Below are 19225 nucleotides of genomic sequence, written 5' to 3'. Positions count from 1 at the left end.
AAAGAATGAAGAACGCTAAAAAATCTAAGAAAATTTCTGACCAAACCCTTTCTCGAAGAGGTTTTTTGACTAAATCAACCCTAGCTGCTGGGGCAATTACCATTCTGCCAAGGCATGTTTTCGGCAGGGGTTTTACTGCACCTAGCGATCGAATTAATTTAGGTTTTATAGGCTTAGGTAAACAATGTAATGGGTTGGCTAAGAATTTTATAGGCAATACCAGTGCCCAAATTATTGCTGCCAGCGATGTTTGGTCTACTAAAAATGACTGGTTTAAAGGTCATGTAGAAAGTACTTACGCAGAAAAACGAAATCAAAAAAACTATAACTCTGTAAAAACATATTTAAATTATAAAGAGCTTTTAGAGCGCAGTGATATTGATGGCGTGGTCATCGCTACGCCTGATCATTGGCATGCCATACAGGCAATCGATGCTATGAAAGCTGGTAAAGATGTGTATTGTGAAAAGCCTTTAACGCATAATATTGAAGAAGGTATAGCACTTGTCAAGACAACCAAAAAGACAGGTCAAATTTTGCAGACGGGCAGTATGCAAAGATCATGGAGTTCTTTTAGAAAGGCATGTGAACTAATTCGTAATGGTTACTTGGGCGATATCAAACAGGTACTTGTAAATGTTGGTGACCCAGCAATTCCATATAATTTAAAAGCAGAAACAATGCCGTCTGAAGTTAACTGGAACAATTGGTGCGGTCCAGCTCCTTTGTTGGCTTATAATCATCGTTTGGCACCTTCTCGTAATGATGTTGATTTTTGGCCAGATTGGCGACTTTTTGAAGAAGTTGGCGGTGGTATTCTTTGTGATTGGGGTGCGCATATGTTCGATATTGTTCAATGGGCTTTAGATATGGATCGATCAGGACCTGTAAAATACGTTCCGCCTACCGATAAAAACGCGGTACGTGGATTGAAAATGTATTATGAAAACGGAGTAGAAATGATACATGAAGATTTTGGTAGAGGATGGGGTGTGCGTTTTATTGGTTCTGAAGGTACTATGGATGTAAGTAGATCGTATTTAGAAACTACTCCAGAAAATATTTTAACTACAGATTTATCTAATGCTAAAGTAAAACTATACAATACCGAGGGTAATCATCTTAAAGATTGGTTAGATGCTATGAAGACTAGAACGCAGCCAATTTGCGATGTAGAAACTGGGCATAGATCTGCTACTGTATGTAACATTGCCAATATCGCCTATAATTTGGGTAGACCGTTAGAATGGAATCCAACAAAAGAGAAGTTCTTAAAAGATGCTGAAGCCAACAAAATGCGTGGCAGAAAAGCACGCAAGTTTTAAAACGATTTATTTAGATATTCACCTGCTCTTTTCTGAAAAAAGCAGGTGTTTTTCCTGTATGCTTTTTAAATAATCTAGAGAAGTAAGAGCTATTATTTAAACCCACTTTTTCAGCAATTTCGTTTAAAGAGTCATTAGTGGTAAGAAGTAGCAATTGTGACCGCTCTATTCTTTTTTCTTGAATGAATTTATTGGGGTTAGACTTATATACCTGTTTGAAAAGTCTTGAGAAATGATCAGGACTATAATTACAAATTTCAGCTAACTCAACTACTGTAATCGGTAATTGTAAATTATTGTTGATATAGTTCAGTATGTTTTGCATTCCATAATTAGCAACCTGTATTTTATTTTGCACATTATAATTGGTAATAAATTTGGAGAAGAGTACGGTAAGTAAACCTTGGGTTTCTAGAAAGTCTTTTGTGCTCAACACCTCATTCTGCTTAATGAAATCTTGCAATGTAGGTTTATTGTCATAAGTTATTGGGTCACTATTCATTATTTCTCTGTTGCTGTTTAAGGCAAGTAAACGTTCAAAATACTTTTTATCGTTTTCATCTGCTTCAATTTCATAATTAAAATTTTTTAGGCCGTAGATAGAAATTCCATTATTTACTTCCTCTAAAAAACTAATGTAAAATTGCTCATGATAGTTGTCGCAAGAGAATTTAGCATAACTATAACTTGGTATCAAGTACATATAGCCCGGCTTTAGAATAAATATCTGATTGTTATGGTACACTTTAGCACTCCCCTTGGTGATGTAATACATACGCGTGAACGGACTGATCACATTCTCAAAATTCCATGAGGTGTTAAGCTTAGCATAACCAACATTCAAAAGAGTTAAGCGTAAAGATTGAAGTATCTGAATCATAAATAGTTCGCTTTATTTCTTATTCAAACCAGTTTTAAAGCTTGATTATCGTATTAGTGAAATTAAAATATTATTTCGGCCATCGGCTACAAGGTTTTAAAATTAAAGAATTTGCCCTTAATATCAACTCGATTTAATATAGACATATCGGAAATGTACATTTTATGAACTGATTTGTAACAGTCTTTAGGGTTTTGATAATTTATTTTTGGAAGGGTACTTATTTTATAATTTTTTATGACAAATCTTATCAAACTTATAATATTCGGATTTTTTCTTGTGGTATTATCATCCTGTGGTGGTCCAGAACTTCCTGAATTGGTAGCAGTGGCTTATGAGAAACTACCTGAAGAAGTAGATTTTAATCAACATGTAAAACCTATATTATCTGATAAATGCTATTTGTGCCATGGTCCAGATAAAGGAAACATTAAAGGAGGTTTACAACTTCATGAAGCAGAATTTGCATACGGCGAACTGAGTGAAACGCCTGGTAAGTTTGCGATTACACCTGGTAATTTAAAGAAGAGCGAATTCTTTCATCGAATAATAACAGATGATCAAGACTTAATAATGCCTGCACCAAGTTCTCATTTAACCCTTACCGCTTATGAAAAAGCGGTTTTAGTAAAATGGATAGAAGATGGTGCCGAATACAAGGATCACTGGGCATTTTTGCAACCAGAAAAATATGATATTCCTAAGGTAGACCAAAAACAATCCGTTAATAATGAAATTGACAATTTTGTATTGGCAAAGTTAGGTGAAGTCAATCTGAAGCCATCTGAAATGGCTTCGAAAGAGGTATTGTTGCGTAGAGCTTCTTTTGATTTAATAGGTTTACCACCAACACCTGAAGAAATAGAATTGTTTTTAAAAGATACTTCTTCGAATGCATTTGAAAAACAAATAGATAGATTGCTAGCTTCAACGCACTTCGGGGAACAAATGACCCTCGATTGGATGGATGTTTCGCGCTATGCAGATACTCATGGGTATAGTAATGATAGATATAGAGATACTTCGCCCTGGCGAGATTGGGTCATTAAATCATTCAATGAAAATATGCCATATGATGAATTTCTTACTTGGCAATTGGCGGGCGATTTGTTTGAGAACCCGACCCTAGAACAAAAACTGGCAACCACATTTAATAGATTGCATCCGCAGAACTTAGAGGGTGGTATTATTGACGAAGAATTTAGGTCAGAATATGTTGCCGATAGAACAGCTACAGTAAGTCAAGGTATCTTAGGTTTATCTTATGCCTGTGCAAAATGCCATGATCATAAATACGATCCCATCTCTCAGAAAAACTATTACGAGATGTATAGCTTTTTCAATAATATAGACGAAACAGGATTGATTCCTTGGGATTTGGCTACACCCGTACCGGCGATGTTATTACCAACTGAAGAGCAAGAAGGTGTTTTAGCATATTTAGATGAAATTGTAAAAACCACTGAGAAAAGACTGGCGGAAACAGAAACAACCGAAGTTCAGAAAGCAGAGGTATGGTTGGCTAGTAACGACTATAAAAACATTCCTGTAAATAGTAAACCCAATGGGCTGGTCGCCGCATTCAATTTTGATGAACAAAAACTAATTAATACCGTAGGTGGTAATGGTCGCAATAAAATTCAAATGCGTCAAGAGTTTGTGCAGAATGAAAAAGCAGCCTATAAGCAAGGTGCTTCAGGTATGGGCTTGGCGATGGATGGTGATACGTGGCTAGATTTGGATAAAATTGGAATTTATAAAAGAAATGAACCGTTCAGTATTTCTATTGAAGTATTTATACCGACCGACTTAGACGACGGGGTTATATTCCATAAAATGAATAGCTCTGAACTACACTCGTTTAGAGGATATCATCTAAAAATAAAAGAGAATAAAATAGAAGCATTGTTAGCACATGTATATCCAGATAATGCGATAGTTATTGAGTCTTTAAATGATGTGCCTAAAGAGAAATGGGTTCAGTTAACGATGACTTACGATGGTTCTAGTAAAGCTGAAGGAATTTCAATTTATCAAGACGGCGAAAAACTGAAAACCAAAACAACGTTCGATAATCTTTATAAAGATATTGTATTCAATGGCTTGCAATTATATGGGGCAAAGAGTCCAAAATTAGAACCTGGTTTAAGAGTAGGGGCTATTTGGCGAGATAAGGGTATTAGAGGGGCTGTAGTAGATGATTTATTGGTGTTCGATAGAGAAATTTCAGCTATTGAGGTGCTACAAATAAAGAATTCTGATAAGTTGAAAGAGCTGCAACAAAAGCAATTTTCAAACCTAAGCGAAACTGAAAAACAGCTATTATCGGCATACTTTTTAAATACAAAATCTAAAGCATATGCAACTGTTCTCAAAGAGGTAGAGCTTAAAAGAAGAACTTTAGTAGATAGTACAGAAAGGGTTAAACAAATAATGGTAATGAAAGAGCGTAAAACGCCTCGTCAAGCCTATATTTTAGATCGCGGAAATTACGATTCACCTACCGATTCGGTTTTTCCCAATGTGCCTGAAGATATTTTACCATGGAAAAAAGAATGGCCAAAAAACAGGCTAGGTTTGGCTAAATGGATAACAGATGAGAAAAATCCGTTGACGGCTAGAGTAACGGTGAACAGGTACTGGCAAAATTTATTCGGTAGAGGGTTGGTATTGAGCTCAGAAGATTTTGGTAATCAAGGCGATTTACCTACTCACCCTAAGTTGCTAGATTGGTTGGCTATTCGTTTTGTAGATTCTGGTTGGGATGTCAAACTATTATTAAAAACCATGATGATGTCTCGAACATACCAACGGAGTTCGGTTATAAGCGGAGAACTTCTTGCAGTCGATGGGGAAAATAAGTGGTTGTCTCGCGGACCTTCTACTCGACTATCTGGTGAAATGCTTCGAGATAACGCGCTATACGCATCAGGGTTATTAAATGAAAAAATTGGAGGGGAGAGCGTAAAACCTTATCAACCAGAGGGGTTATGGGAAGTGAACGGTGACACCTATGTTCAAGATAGTGAAGAAGGACTTTATAGAAGAAGCATGTATACCATTTGGAAGAGAACGGTTCCAAACCCAACTATAGCAACATTTGATGCACCCACAAGAGATTTATGTTCTTCTCGGCGACAGAAAACAAATACGCCATTACAAGCCCTAGTTATACTTAACGATCCCACTTACATAGAGGCTTCAAGAGTTCTAGGGAAAAGAATTTCTGAAGCTACTTCTATTGAAACAGGTATTCGCTCAGCGTTCATAAAATTGACGGGTAGAGCACCCAATGAAAAGGAGTTGTCATTATTGATGAACCTTCAGAAAGAAGAGTATTCAAAATTTCAAAAGAACATTGATAAAACAAAGGGCTGGATAAATACAGGTGCTTTCAAATTAAGCCAAACAGATGACAAAGCGCTTATTGCAGCAAATGCCGTAGTGGCAAGTACAATTATGAATGCAGATGCTACCATCACAAAAAGATAATTGGCTAACCTTAAACGTATAAAACTATGTGTAACGATCATCAACATAAATTAAGGTCTAATAATAAAGATTTACAAAAATTAGAAAGTCAGCTAGACAGAAGACATTTTTTAAAGAAAACGTCTTTGGGTATCGGAGCCTTGGCATTGGGTAGTCTTTTGGGAACCGAAAAATTATTCGCAGGTATTGATAAGAATAGTGCGCCCGAAGATATTCTAAAAGCATATAATAAGAATAGATTAGGACTACCACACCACCTACCTAAGGCAAAGAGAATTATTTATCTATTTCAAAGTGGAGGTCCGTCACAGATGGATTTGTTCGATTATAAGCCAAAACTATCAGATATGTTCGGTAAAGAACTGCCAGATTCTGTAATGAGTGGTCAGCGATTAACAGGTATGAGTGGTAACCAAAGCACACTGCCCATTGCACCATCAACTTTTAACTTTAAGCAATACGGAGAATCTAGAGCTTGGGTCAGTGATGCAATGCCGTATTTATCTGAGGTAGTTGACGATTTGTGTTTTATAAAAGGAATGCAGACGGATCAAATTAATCACACTCCGGCAATAACGTTTATGCAAACGGGTAATCAGTTACCGGGTAGACCTTCTATAGGCTCGTGGTTAAGCTATGGTCTTGGTTCTGACAATGAAAACCTACCTACGTTTATTACCCTAGTTTCTAAAAATGGAAAAGGACAACCGTTAAAGGCTAGTTTATGGGGTAACGGATTTTTACCTACCGAACACCAAGGCGTGCAATTTCGCTCGGGTAAAGACCCAGTGTTGTACCTAAGTGATCCAGAGAATTACGATGGTAATGATCGTAGGCATATGTTAGATTATTTGGGTGATCTTAATAACCTTCAACACGATGCTTATGGTGACCCTGAAATTCAGGCTAGAATGTCGCAATACGAAATGGCTTTTAAAATGCAAACTTCTGTACCTGAGGTTTCAGATTTATCAGACGAGTCAGACAGTACTTTTGAGATGTATGGTAAAGACAGTAGGGATCCAGGCACTTATGCCGCAAATTGCCTAATGGCAAGAAAACTATTAGAAAAGGGCGTAAAATTTGTGCAGCTGTATCACCAAGGTTGGGATCAGCATAACTACTGTCCGGGTGGGGTTAAAAGTCAATCACAGAAAACAGACCAAGCTACTGCTGCATTGGTCAAAGATTTAAAACAACGTGGTATGCTAGATGATACCTTGGTAGTTTGGGGTGGTGAATTTGGTAGAACGGTCTATTCTCAAGGTCAACTTACAAAAGAAAACTATGGTCGAGATCATCACCCAAAAGCATTTACCATGTGGATGGCAGGTGCAGGTGTAAAGCCAGGTTTTAGTTATGGCGAAACAGATGACTTTAGTTATAACGTGGTTAAAGATCCAGTGCATGTGCACGATTTTCATGCAACGCTTTTACATCTATTCGGTGTTGATCATGAACGATTAACCTTTAAACATCAAGGCAGACGATACCGCTTAACCGATGTTCATGGTAACGTAGTTAAAGATTTATTAACCTAGTAGTCAACAAATAACATTTATGCCAACCAGAAGAAATTTTATAAAAAAAACCACTATTGCAGGTGCAGCTTTAACGGCTGTACCGACATTCGGATTCAATACTCTAAAAAAGAATAAACCGGCCGATACCATATTAGGTCATGGCGATTATCAATACAAGGTGCATAACGATTGGGCGCAAATAAGTTCGGTTAGAACACCCTTGTTGAACTGCCATGAAATGGAAATGGATAGTAAAGGTCGTTTAATTATGATCGGTGATCACCCACAGAACAATGTATTGATATTTGATAAATCTGGTAAGTTATTGGACTATTGGGGAACTGCCTACCCAGGTGGTCACGGATTAACAATTTCAAATGAAGGAGGCGAAGATTTCTTGTTCTTGGCTGATTCTGGGTGGTACCTAAATAAAACAGGAAAGTGGATCAAGCATAACGGTAGAGTTTCAAAGACTACGATAGACGGTAAAGTGCTTTTTGATATTGGACACCCACAAACTATTGGTGTTTATGAACCGGGACTAAATTATTGCCCTACAGAAGTTGCTGTGGGTCCTAATGGTGATATCTACGTTGCAGACGGTTATGGGCAAGATTTTATTCTACAGTACAATTATAAAGGCGAGTTTATTCGCAAGTGGGGCGGTCACGAAAATGAAGATTCGAATTATAATCTTCAAAATGCACATGGTGTAGCAATAGATTATAGAGATAAAAATAACCCCATGGTGGTCTGTACTTCTAGAAACGAACAATCGTTTAAATGGTTTACCCTAGACGGTACCTATGTTAAAACACTTACACTCCCCAATATGCAGGTATGTAGACCTGTTTTTGATGATACTAATTTGTACGCTGGTGTATGTTGGTCTCAGCCAAAAGTCGGAAAAACAAATTGGAAAGATCATACTGGCTTTGTAACCATCTTAGAAGGTGATAAAGTGGTTTCTAATCCAGGTGGTACTTCGCCCGAATATAAAAATGGTGCACTGCAAAAATCATATCAGTTAGAGAATAAGCCTATTCTACATGGACATGATGTATGTGTAGATGAAGATAAAAATTTATACATCTGCCAATGGAACGCCAATAAAACGGCACCCATTAAATTAGAACGTGTTTAAAGTGATTTTGAAGAAATAGTTATGGAGAATAGTGTTCCAGATTTTGTATTGTTCTTAGGTAGATTTCATCCGCTTGTGGTGCATTTACCTATTGGCTTTTTGTTTTTTGCATTTGTATTGGAAGTTTTTAGTCGTTGGAAAAAGAATCCTGTGCTAACCTCAGGTATTCCGTTGGCTTTATTTTTAGGAGGACTTAGTGGTGCCGTAGCATGTATTTTAGGGTATATGTTATCATTAAGTGGCGATTATGAAGAGGCTGCTTTAGATACTCATTTTTGGTTTGGTATTGCAACCACTGCTATTGCATTTTTAGCATGGGGTATACGAATCGAAAAAATTAAAGTACCAAGCTTAAAAAAGTTACAGCCAAATATTTCATTTCTAACCCTATTGGTAATTCTATTAAGTGTTACGGGTCATTACGGTGGTAACCTTACACATGGTAGTGATTATTTGGTGAAATATATGCCTTTTGGTGGTGCAGAAAAACAAGAACTGGTTGCGGTTACTAAAGTTGAAGATGCTGAGGTTTTTGGTCATCTGGTAAATCCTATTTTGCAGAATAAATGCGCAAGTTGCCATAATTCAAGTAAAAAGAAAGGCGGACTTTCAATTGCAGATAGTCTGGCTATTCTTAGTGGCGGAAAAAACGGTGATATATTAATTCCTGGTGATGCATCGAATTCTGAAATGCTGAAAAGAGTATTGTTAGATCCGCATCACGATGATTTTATGCCGCCCGAAGGTAAAACACCCTTAACCGAAGAAGAGATAGCTATTTTGACGTATTGGATCGATAATGCGCAGGCGAATTTTAAAACTAAAGTAGCGTCGGTAGAAACAGATGAGAATATTACAGGTATAGCTAGCACTATGCTTGGCTTGTCAGCAGGATCTTCTGGTGGTTCAGAGATACCGATTCCGAGTGTGAGTTTAGTTGCTGATGATAAAATAACTGAACTACAGGTAGAAGGCTTTAGATTACGTGAACTGGCATTTGAATCTGGATTGTATGAAGCTGTTCTAGCGCCAAATTCAAATGAAAATGGTACAACCGATACCATGTCCAAAAAACTCGAAAAATTACTTTCTATAAAAGAGAATATTCTTTGGTTATCATTAGAGAATAATCAAATTAAAGATGACCATATAAAATTGATTTCTCAGTTTATAAATGTTCAAAAATTGAAATTGAACGATAATCCGTTGTCAGATGCAGCAGTTGCTCAATTAACGCAGCTAGAGAATTTAACGAGTTTAAATCTATTGGGTACTGAAATAACGGCTAAAAGTATCCCTTCTTTTTCTGAAATGAAGCAGCTTAAATATGCCTATGTTTGGAAAACGAATATCAAAAAAGAAGATTTAGAGAAGAAAGGAATCAAAGATTTTCCTAAAATTATAATTGATTAAAGCTTAATTTAGAGTACATACGCACATGAAGAAAGGTATATTTTTTAGTTGCATTGCTGTTTTAATGTTGACAGGTTGTTCTGTACAAAAAGTTTTTACCAACACTGAAATTAATAAACAACATTATACAGCCGATTGGGAATCTTTACAACAATATGAAGTACCTGAATGGTATAAGGATTTAAAATTCGGAATCTATTTTCACTGGGGACCTTATTCTGTGCCTGCTTATGAAAATGAATGGTATTCTCGGTGGATGTATGTTGAAGGGCACCCAATAAATACTTACCATAAAGAAACATATGGCTCATTAGATACATTCGGTTACAAAGATTTTATACTGATGTTTAAGGCTGAAGAGTTTGATGCCGATGTTTGGGCAGATTTATTTGTAAAAGCCGGAGCACAGTTTGCTGGCCCTATTGCCGAACACGCTGATGGTTTTGCGATGTGGGATAGCAAACTGACCCAATGGGATGCGAAAGATATGGGACCAAAAATCGATGTCGTCGGTGCTATGGAAAAAGCCGTAAAATCTCGGGGACTTAAATTTATTACCACCTTTCATCGTCATTGGTTGTATGCATGGTACCCAACTTGGGATAAAAATACAGATGCTTCAAATCCACTTTATAAAGGACTCTATGGTCCAAAAGTTCCAGAGGGTACATTTGTAATGGCGAATAAACCAACCGATCCGTTGCCAGATGAAAATTTCAATCAAGATTGGTTCAACAGACTTACCGAATTAACCACTACCTATGATCCAGATATTATATGGTTCGATAATAAAATGGATATTATTGGTGAAAACTATAGAAAACAATTCTTGGCAGATTTTTATAATCGTGGTCTTGAAAAAGGCAAAGATGTAGTTGTTACTTATAAATTTACTGATTTGGCGGTAGGTTCTGCAGTATTAGATTTAGAACGCTCTAGAATGAGCGAGAAAAAAGAATTTACATGGTTAACCGACGATTCTATAGATTGGAAAGCATGGAGTAATATTCAAAATCCGAAATATAAATCTACTAATAGACTTATTGACTTTTTGGTCGATGTGGTCAGTAAAAATGGAGCAGTATTACTTAATATTACACCTACTGCTCAAGGTAAAATACCCACTGAAGTTGAAGAACGCTTATTGCAAATGGGAGAGTGGTTAACTACAAATGGCGAAGCTATTTATGGTACCAGACCTTGGAAAGTTTATGGAGAAGGCCAAGCAGAAGTAATTGAAGGTCATTTGAGTGAACATAAAAATGCAGACAATACCGCAGAGGATATTCGATTTACTACTAAAGACGACACGCTTTATGCTATAGTTCTAGATCGCCCACAAGAAGAAATACATATAAGGGCTCTAGGTAAACAGGAACGAAAAATAAGAAGTATTCAACTTTTAGGGAATCCTGAGAAAATCTCTTGGGCACAAAATGATACTGAACTAATTATTCAACCTTCTGAAAACAAAATTGGTGATTACGCATTGGTCTATAAGATTGAGTTTGTAAAATAACAATAGTGTACTAGTTTCACTTCAACTCATATTACTGGTATAACGTTTTTTAAGCTTTATGATGATAGATCATATGTTATAGTGTAAAAAACATTTGAAAAGATATTTCTTTAGTGGTCGATTAACTTTATATAAAACAAAAAGAATGAAGTTTTATATGCTGAATTACCGGATATTTTATTCCCTAGCTTTATGTGTATTGACCTCTTGCAGTAGCGGCGATGACTCCGCTGATAAGGTTGAGGTAGACGCTATAGCCCCCACAATAAATTGTCAAGAATCTTTAAGCATAAACATTGAATCTTTTGAAGATGGTGCTGAGGTTACTTATGAAACTCCTAAAGGGAGCGATAACGTAAGCGCCATTACATCTCAGATTGAGGGTTTGGCAACAGGAGCAAAATTTCCGATAGGTACAACAATCAATACTTTTGAGGCGAGAGATGCGGCAGGAAATAAAACGACATGTAGTTTTGAAGTTACCGTTGTACAGAATGACCCAACTGCAAATCTGCCTTATTTTGTTAATTCAAACCCTACACCTGAAGGCAAAAAATGGATCAGGGTCGAGAATATGTCAGATGAATTTAATGGAACCACTTTTGATGATGATAAATGGCATAGAAGCCCGTCGACCGATGGCTTTAATTGGATCGGTCGCCCACCGGGCTTATTTGAGTCTGATAATGTATCTGTTAGTGACGGCAACATGAATGTTACTACCGAAGAATTTGAAACTCCTAAAACAGTTAATGGCATAGAGTTTACCCATGGCGGTGCAATAGTACGTTCTAAGTTAAAAGCAACACAAGGGCATTATTATGAATGTAGAATGCAAGCGAATAAAACAATTATGTCTTCTACTTTTTGGATAGCTTTTCAACAGAACTGCAATACTGGTCCTTTAAGAAAGCTTGAATTAGATATACAGGAATGTGTGGGCAGACTTACAACGACCGCTGCTTGGGCGGCAGATTTTGATCATATATATGCTTCTAATACTTGGCGACATGAAAGGGAATGTGATACCGAAGTAACCGGTTCAAAACAAAGTCCCGCCAAAACAGTTTTAGAAGAGAAAAATAATTCGAGGTACTTTGTATACGGATGCTGGTGGAAATCGCCAACCGAGATTTTATTTTACTTGGATGGACAATTAACACATACCATTACAAATCCGCCTGCTGATTTTGATTTAGAGGGGCATTTGACCATGGCAATAGAAACTTATGATTGGAACCCGATTGATTCTGAAACCATATTTAAAACTGCTTCTTTTGATGATCTAACGACAAAATATGATTGGATCAGATCTTGGAAACTTGAAGATGAATAGCTGACGCGCTTAATACATCGAGAACATAAAGTGAATTAGGTGAAAAGCCGGAGTTGGTAAAACAACTCCGGCTTTTTTATTTATAAATAATTCTAATGTATTAAAGCGAACTGAGTATGATTTATTGTAGTTCAAACAGGCGTAACTTATCATCGTTAACGGCACTTAAAATTCCGGTCTTGTTATCAATAGTTATTTTCTCAATTCCTTTTACATTATATGGAAGTAAAATTCCGCTTTCAAGGTAATTTATAGCTTTATAATTTCCACTTTCGGTACCTAGAAATAGTTGTCCTATTGATGCATCTGCTCTTGTGGTTTCAACTTCAACCTCAAACTTATTTCCTGCTATTAAAATATCAAGAATATTATCGTTATTAAAGTCATCTACAACAATACCATTTATAACAGAAAACTGCGCCTCTTTTGGTAGTGGTTTGATCTTTAGTTCGCCATTATCGTTTTCTAATATGATACTTTCAAAAAGTTCGACCTCATATTTTAATGCATTTTCAATATTTGGTAAAATATCGTCAATATCTGCTTTTGCAAATTGTTGATAGGTTCTGAATTTTCGGCTTATTTCGGGTAGCTGTTGAGAAGAACATTCTTTACCACGCACAGGTACAAGCCTATCTTTGTAGTGCTTGGTCAGAAAAATATCATTGGTGCCATTTCGGTCAAAATCATTTGCATAAATAGTAAATGGTTTTTCAGCGCTAGCCGTAAATTTGTAATTAAGTCCAAGATTTCCGATTATAAAATCAGTGTCTCCATCTTTATCGATATCTGTTGCAACTATCTTATTCCACCAACCTCTTGTATTTGTTAGATTGAAAGAGTCTGTTGTGTTGACAAATTCTTGGCCTTGTTTTTTGAAAATGGTAATAGGCATCCATTCACCTACTAAAATAAGTTCCCTAGTAGAATCACCATCAATATCGGTCCAAGTAGCCGAAGTTACCATCCCGATTTCAGATAGTTCAGGGGCTACTTTTTGGGTAACATCAGTAAATATTCCATCGTTGTTTTCTAACAAAAAGCTGTTTGGTGCGCTTGGGTAAGAATTAGGAACTAATCTACCACCTACGAACAGATCTAAATCGCCATCATTATCAAAATCTAACGGTACAACACATGAACCGCTCTCTGTTGCATTTGGTAAACTATTAGTTAGTTCAAAATTACCTTTACCATTATTAAGGTAGAGTCGATCTTGTAGGGCAGGGGAGTTTTGTTTAAATTCATTGCCACCACTTACCACATACAAATCTAAATCTATGTCGCCATCAGCATCAAAAAACACTGCACCAACATCTTCGTATTTTGAGGTCGATGCGAAAGCTGGTTGTTTACTTATCGAGAATTGACCTTTAGAATTCTGTAAATAAAGTGCTGCTTGCTGATTTGCCGCGCCACCTACATAAAAATCTTCCAAGCCATCATTATTGACATCTCCAACGGTTATACATGGTCCGTTTTGAGATAATTTATGAGGAAGTAAAATCTGTTTTTTAAAATCATCATATTCGTTTTCTAGATGAACAAAGGGTGAACTGAACTTTGAATAAGTGACTTCTGTAAAAATAGTTTTAGCCGGGACTTTAGGGGCTGTTTTATTTTTTGCGGCATCATAATTAATTTCTAGCATTTGGTTAGCCTGTACATGCTGTAGCTTGTATTCTTTACCATCTGGCCATACAATATCTAATACATCTATAGTATCTGTTTTTCCCAATCCAAAATGATTGATAGGTTCAATGGATGATAAATAACCTCTTACAGTTTTAAACTCATGATGTTGTATTTCGTTATTGTACTTTAAAGTTATTTTAGCACCTAGGCCCGATGGGTTGTTCTTAGGGCCGTTCAATTTTATTTTTAAGTAATTGTTATCTAATTCTTCAGAAGTGTTTTTATAGATAAAAGCAGTGCCATCTATATTGTTTACAATAATATCGAGATCACCGTCGTTGTCTAAATCACCTAAAGATGCACCATTGGATAAGCTTTCTTTATCTAGACCCCATTCTTGGGTTTTTTTGGTAAATGTTAGGTCGCCATTATTTTGAAAAATATAATTAGGTTTTTTATTTTCTTTGAATTGATTTACAATGTAAGCCACATTTTCTTGAGTGGTTTTTTTACGAGCTTCCATACTTTGCATGTATTGCCCAATTTTAGCATTCGTGTCTTTGTCCCAAATATCTCTTTTAAATCCGTTAGTGATAAAGAGATCATTAAAACCATCATTATCAAAATCACTACCTAAACAAGACCAACTCCAATCGGTTTTTCCTACGTCAGCGTATGCACTGATTTCACTATACATACCATTACCCCGGTTTAAGTGTAGCATGTTGTGCATGTATTGGTAATGAAAACCGTTCGTGGTCATATCACCGAACAATTTTGTATTCATCGACGCCATGGTAGTTTTAGAACGTTCGTAATCTTCAGGTAACATTTCTAATTGAATGATATCTTCAAAACCATCATTGTTAAAATCTACAATATCTACACCCATAGCGTAAAAAGGAACGTGGTTAAAGCGCTTGGTAAGTTCATCGTTAAACGAGTTATTGCCTTGATTTATATATGCATAATCTCTTTCTAAATAATCGTTAGAAACATAGATATCTATTTTGCCGTCACTATTTAAGTCTGATGTAGCCAAACCTAAACCGTAGCCGTAATTATTTTTTATGCCGGACTTTAGCCCAATTTCTTCATATTTTCCATTATTATTAATGTATAATTTATCTCTATAAAAATCATCTTCGTTAGCTTTACCTTCTAGTACTTGAGTGTAATTTTGAAAGAATTTTTCAGGTCTGTTAGTAAGGTACATGTCTAAATCGTTATCATTATCGGCATCAAAGAAAGAAGCCATAATCGAGTAGCCATTATCATTTAAACCAAATGATGCCGCGTCTTCTTTGAAGGTCAAATCGCCTTGATTAATAAAAAGTAAATTTTCTCTGTCTTCCTTTTTATTTCTAAACCCACCTCGGCAAACATAAATATCAAGTAGATTATCTCCATTGATGTCGACCATGACTACACCGTTATGCCATCCTTTATTTTTATCAATATTCGCCTTAGCGGTGATATCTTCAAATTCAAAATTGTCTTTGTTCAGGTAAAGTTTGTTTTCAACTTCGTTGCCCACAAAATAAATATCTGCTAAGCCATCATTGTTAATATCGCCAACGGCGACCCCTGCACCGTTATATACATAGTTGAAAAATTCATAAAAATGCTCGAAATTCTCTTCAATGTCATTACTAAAAGTTATTCCGCTTGTTTGTGAAGCTACTAACTCAAACAATGGTGAGTCATTTTCTTCTTTTAGTACATCTTCTTTGGTAATATCTTTTTTGCATGTAAAGAATGAGAGACAAGCAAATATTAAAGTTACAAACTTGTATTTCATAATTTAATTGGTGTTTTATTTAGAGGTAAGGAAAATAAAAAAAACTGCCTGAAATATTAATTTTCCAGACAGTTTTTTATCTATTCTAATATAAAAATTTTATTATGGTCTTGCTTCATCAGATTCAATTACTATATCGTCAATATAGAAATCAGCATAGGCAGCCCAAGCAGATACTATATTAAATTTCCCAGCGTGTGTTGCTAGTGCAGTAAATTTAAATTCAGATTCTAGCCACCTGTCAACTAAATTTGGATCTCCTGCCATAGCGTTAAAAGAAAGCTGATTGGCACCACCTTGATTATTAAAGCGGAATAAAATATTAGGAGAATTAGCTGTTATATAACGTTTAAATTTAATTACATAATTATTACCTGCTACTAAATTAACTTCAGCGGTAGCCGTTTGAGCATTAGCATTACCTAGTGTGGTACCTCCATTTCTATTTAAAGCTAAATTGATTACCTTACCTGAAGGAACTACCCCTGTTGGTTCACCTGTTGGAGGATCTACTAATAGAACCTCTGTAATTCCATCAATAGTAGCATTTTGAGGTAATTTAATCCAATCAGTATCTAATTCTTCTTCAAATTGACCTTCAGAAATTAAAAACTGTTCTTTAAACGACGCTACAGGTAAGTCTGTAAAAGTTTCTGGGGTCCTTGTATCCATCGCCACAATATTACTTCCTGGCAATAAGGATACAGTAATTTCATCATCTTGATAAATTGCATCTTGTAACTTAATGTTTAAAAAACCTGCATCAGTTGCATCAACAGATAAACTTTCTACAGCAAAATTAACACCATTCACTTTAACCTCAACGAAAGCTTCTTGACCGGTAATAGGTTCAAAATCTCCATTAAAAGAAATGCTTATTGTTTCGTCTTCTAATTCTACAGCAGCATCAGGTACTAATGGTACAGGCTCTGTAACAGTAATAAATCCTTCAACACTTTTAGTAGCCTCACTGAGCGGAGATTCTCTATGTGCAGTTAATGTTACCCTGTATGTACCTAATGTGTTGTAGGTTATGGTAGGGTTTTCAGTGTTAGAGGTAGCAGGTGTACCACCTTCAAAAGTCCATTCTAGACCATCTTCTTCTCTAGCTTCTTCAAATAACGATTGTAAATTCTCAACTATAGGTGTAAATGTAGTGCTAGCACCGATAATAACTTCAGTATCTTCAGCTTCAAAATCAACATTTACTTTATTATAAACACGAACTAAAAATTCACCTTCTTCAACCGTACCATCATCATGTGTTACTGATAATGATGTAAGATAACCTGGTAGAACACCCTCTGCATTTAAAGATTGCCCAGTTAGGTAATCAACATCTACCGTTGCTTGATCTGAGGTAGGTATACTACCCTCGGTAAATGTCCATAATCTACTGGTTACATTTGTTGACGAATCAATATAAGTAACGGTACCTCCTTCGGTTATATTTCTGTTTTTTGCTGTTGCTTTAAAGCTAACATCTCTTATACCATCTCTAACATTACCATCTTCTTCACAACTTATAAATGTTGCTAAAAGTGCTAGTGTTAAAACCCACAGGCTATAATATTTTTTATTTTTCATTTTTGTAATGTTTTTGTTTAGTAACCTGGGTTTTGAACTAGGTTAGGGTTTAATTGCATTTGAGCATCTGGTATAGGCCATCTGATTTCAAAATCTTCATACTGAGTAATAGGATCGCCAGCATTTGGACCTGCTTGGGTAATGCCTGAGATAGACTCTGCATATTTTCCAAATCTGATCAAATCATTACGTCTCCAACCTTCAAAACACAATTCTTTTCTTCTTTCAGATAACAACTCTATAGCATTATCTTCTTGAGAACCTAATACCATCATATCTGCTGTTGGTAGTCCGGCTCTTGTTCTTAAACGATTTACCGTATTGTCTATAACACCCTGAGTTAATTTGTTTTGACCGTTTAAAGCCTCTGCATACAATAATAGAACATCTGCATATCTAATGTATGGGTAATCAAAAGGAGTATCGTTAGCATACCCATTTGGGCTTTCTGCATGCCATTTCCATCCTCTCCAAACATCTTTACCTACCGTCCATGAAGTTGGGTCAGTTACAGCAGTTTCTGGGTCTGTATTATTGGCATTATGTCGCGCTATGTTATTGACCATACGTACATCATTATCAATATCATAGCTATCTGCAAAACTATGGTTTATATGGCAAGTCCCCCAGCCTCCGCCATTCTGAACGCTTCCTTGAGGACCATAAAATGTGCTTAATAGACCGCCTTCACCTAGGGCAGGACCATCAATTCCTACAGCAAATACCATCTCTGTACTTTGTTCATTATCTAATGTAAAAACATCTCGATATACTGGTAAAAGCTCATAAACGCCACTGTCCATAACATTTTTTAATGCTTGTTCAGCTAAAGGAAACTTATCGGTCTGGTTTAATGGAAAACCAGTCATTTGTAGGTAAATTTTCCCTAATAATGCATTTGCAGCACCTGCCGTTACACGACCGCCACCTTGCTCAGTGGGTAAGTATGGTAAAGCAGAAATTAAATCTGATACCATAAAGTCATACACTTCTGAAGGTGCAGCTTGCGTTACATTGATGTCATCTAATGAAATAACTTCATTTTTAAGTAGAGGAACATTTTCCCATGAACTTACCAAAGCGAAATTTAAAGTTGTTCTAAGAAATTTTGCTTCAGCCACGTATTGGTTTTTTAGATCACTTTCTATTTGATCTGGTGACATCGCATCAATTCTGTCTACAACACTGTTTATTCTATTTAAAGACTCATAATATTTTACCCATGCTGAGTTGATTGCACCAGTTGTTGGGGTTACTTGATGTAAGTATATCAATTTACGCTCACCGCCCCAGTTAGGAAAAACTACTTCGTCAGCAGCGGTTGTACCCCAAAAAATGGACCAAGGTGCAGGGTTACTGCCACCAGTAGGTGCAATTGATTGTTGTACGGCATCATAGGCACCGTTAAGATATGTTTGTGCCCCTTCTTTATTTACTAAAAGTAAAGGTGGTGAAACAAAGGTATCTGGGTCTTCTGATAAAAAAGTATCACTACATGAAATAAGTGTAATAATAGCTCCGAGTAAAATAAATGGTTTTAGGTAATTTTTTTTATAATTTTTCATAATCA

General features: G+C 36.1%; 11 protein-coding genes. 7 read left to right on the top strand and 4 right to left on the bottom strand.

Features of this window, described 5'->3' with window-relative positions; all coding sequences use genetic code 11:
- Positions 1-5 precede the first annotated feature (5 nt).
- A complete protein-coding gene (locus tag ACJJVT_RS11555) occupies positions 6-1325 on the top strand; it encodes a Gfo/Idh/MocA family protein (RefSeq protein WP_405398820.1) in 1320 nt (439 codons plus the stop codon).
- A gap of 10 nt (positions 1326-1335) precedes the next feature.
- Here the strand turns inward: ACJJVT_RS11555 and ACJJVT_RS11550 are convergent, their stop codons facing one another.
- Positions 1336-2205, bottom strand: coding sequence for a helix-turn-helix domain-containing protein (locus ACJJVT_RS11550; RefSeq protein WP_405398817.1), 870 nt, complete (start codon positions 2203-2205; stop codon positions 1336-1338).
- Between the two features lie 237 nt (positions 2206-2442).
- Between ACJJVT_RS11550 and ACJJVT_RS11545 the strand changes: the two genes are divergently transcribed.
- The 6 genes from ACJJVT_RS11545 to ACJJVT_RS11520 all read left to right on the top strand — a co-directional run bounded on the left by ACJJVT_RS11545 (position 2443) and on the right by ACJJVT_RS11520 (position 12632).
- Positions 2443-5697 carry a DUF1553 domain-containing protein gene (locus ACJJVT_RS11545; protein ID WP_405398816.1) on the top strand — a complete coding sequence of 1085 codons (3255 nt, stop codon included), beginning with the start codon at positions 2443-2445 and terminating at the stop codon, positions 5695-5697.
- Between the two features lie 26 nt (positions 5698-5723).
- Positions 5724-7238 carry a DUF1501 domain-containing protein gene (locus ACJJVT_RS11540; RefSeq protein WP_405398814.1) on the top strand — a complete coding sequence of 505 codons (1515 nt, stop codon included), beginning with the start codon at positions 5724-5726 and terminating at the stop codon, positions 7236-7238.
- 19 nt (positions 7239-7257) lie between these two features.
- A complete protein-coding gene (locus tag ACJJVT_RS11535) occupies positions 7258-8364 on the top strand; it encodes a twin-arginine translocation signal domain-containing protein (protein WP_405398813.1) in 1107 nt (368 codons plus the stop codon).
- Between the two features lie 21 nt (positions 8365-8385).
- Positions 8386-9777 (top strand): c-type cytochrome domain-containing protein, encoded by a 1392-nt coding sequence (locus ACJJVT_RS11530; protein WP_405398812.1) that lies wholly within the window; start codon positions 8386-8388, stop codon positions 9775-9777.
- A 25-nt stretch (positions 9778-9802) separates the two neighbouring features.
- Positions 9803-11296 (top strand): alpha-L-fucosidase, encoded by a 1494-nt coding sequence (locus ACJJVT_RS11525; protein WP_405398811.1) that lies wholly within the window; start codon positions 9803-9805, stop codon positions 11294-11296.
- A gap of 145 nt (positions 11297-11441) precedes the next feature.
- Entirely contained in the window at positions 11442-12632 is a 1191-nt protein-coding gene (locus ACJJVT_RS11520) for an HYR domain-containing protein (protein WP_405398809.1), read from the top strand.
- A 121-nt stretch (positions 12633-12753) separates the two neighbouring features.
- On the opposite strand, the gene ACJJVT_RS11515 is transcribed toward ACJJVT_RS11520, so the two are convergent.
- The 3 genes from ACJJVT_RS11515 to ACJJVT_RS11505 all read right to left on the bottom strand — a co-directional run bounded on the left by ACJJVT_RS11515 (position 12754) and on the right by ACJJVT_RS11505 (position 19220).
- The gene (locus ACJJVT_RS11515) at positions 12754-16068 is read right to left on the bottom strand and encodes a VCBS repeat-containing protein (protein WP_405398807.1); all 3315 of its coding nucleotides are present in this window, start codon (positions 16066-16068) and stop codon (positions 12754-12756) included.
- A gap of 102 nt (positions 16069-16170) precedes the next feature.
- Positions 16171-17655: a PKD domain-containing protein gene (locus ACJJVT_RS11510; RefSeq protein WP_405398806.1), complete on the bottom strand. Its 1485-nt coding sequence runs from the start codon at positions 17653-17655 to the stop codon at positions 16171-16173.
- Positions 17656-17672: 17 nt separating this feature from the next.
- The gene (locus ACJJVT_RS11505; protein ID WP_405398804.1) at positions 17673-19220 is read right to left on the bottom strand and encodes a RagB/SusD family nutrient uptake outer membrane protein; all 1548 of its coding nucleotides are present in this window, start codon (positions 19218-19220) and stop codon (positions 17673-17675) included.
- Positions 19221-19225: the final 5 nt, after the last annotated feature.

This window comes from Maribacter sp. Asnod2-G09 (genome assembly GCF_045063795.1).
Taxonomy (GTDB): Bacteria; Bacteroidota; Bacteroidia; order Flavobacteriales; family Flavobacteriaceae; genus Maribacter.
The sequence above is the reverse complement of the archived record's forward strand: the minus strand, read 5'-3'. Positions and strand labels throughout refer to the sequence as shown.

Coding starts and splice junctions, on each gene's coding strand:
- ACJJVT_RS11555 (WP_405398820.1), top strand. CDS start 6: ATGAAGAACGCTAAAAAATCTAAGAAAATTTCTGACCAAACCCTTTCT.
- ACJJVT_RS11550 (WP_405398817.1), bottom strand. CDS start 2,205: ATGATTCAGATACTTCAATCTTTACGCTTAACTCTTTTGAATGTTGGT.
- ACJJVT_RS11545 (WP_405398816.1), top strand. CDS start 2,443: ATGACAAATCTTATCAAACTTATAATATTCGGATTTTTTCTTGTGGTA.
- ACJJVT_RS11540 (WP_405398814.1), top strand. CDS start 5,724: ATGTGTAACGATCATCAACATAAATTAAGGTCTAATAATAAAGATTTA.
- ACJJVT_RS11535 (WP_405398813.1), top strand. CDS start 7,258: ATGCCAACCAGAAGAAATTTTATAAAAAAAACCACTATTGCAGGTGCA.
- ACJJVT_RS11530 (WP_405398812.1), top strand. CDS start 8,386: ATGGAGAATAGTGTTCCAGATTTTGTATTGTTCTTAGGTAGATTTCAT.
- ACJJVT_RS11525 (WP_405398811.1), top strand. CDS start 9,803: ATGAAGAAAGGTATATTTTTTAGTTGCATTGCTGTTTTAATGTTGACA.
- ACJJVT_RS11520 (WP_405398809.1), top strand. CDS start 11,442: ATGAAGTTTTATATGCTGAATTACCGGATATTTTATTCCCTAGCTTTA.
- ACJJVT_RS11515 (WP_405398807.1), bottom strand. CDS start 16,068: ATGAAATACAAGTTTGTAACTTTAATATTTGCTTGTCTCTCATTCTTT.
- ACJJVT_RS11510 (WP_405398806.1), bottom strand. CDS start 17,655: ATGAAAAATAAAAAATATTATAGCCTGTGGGTTTTAACACTAGCACTT.
- ACJJVT_RS11505 (WP_405398804.1), bottom strand. CDS start 19,220: ATGAAAAATTATAAAAAAAATTACCTAAAACCATTTATTTTACTCGGA.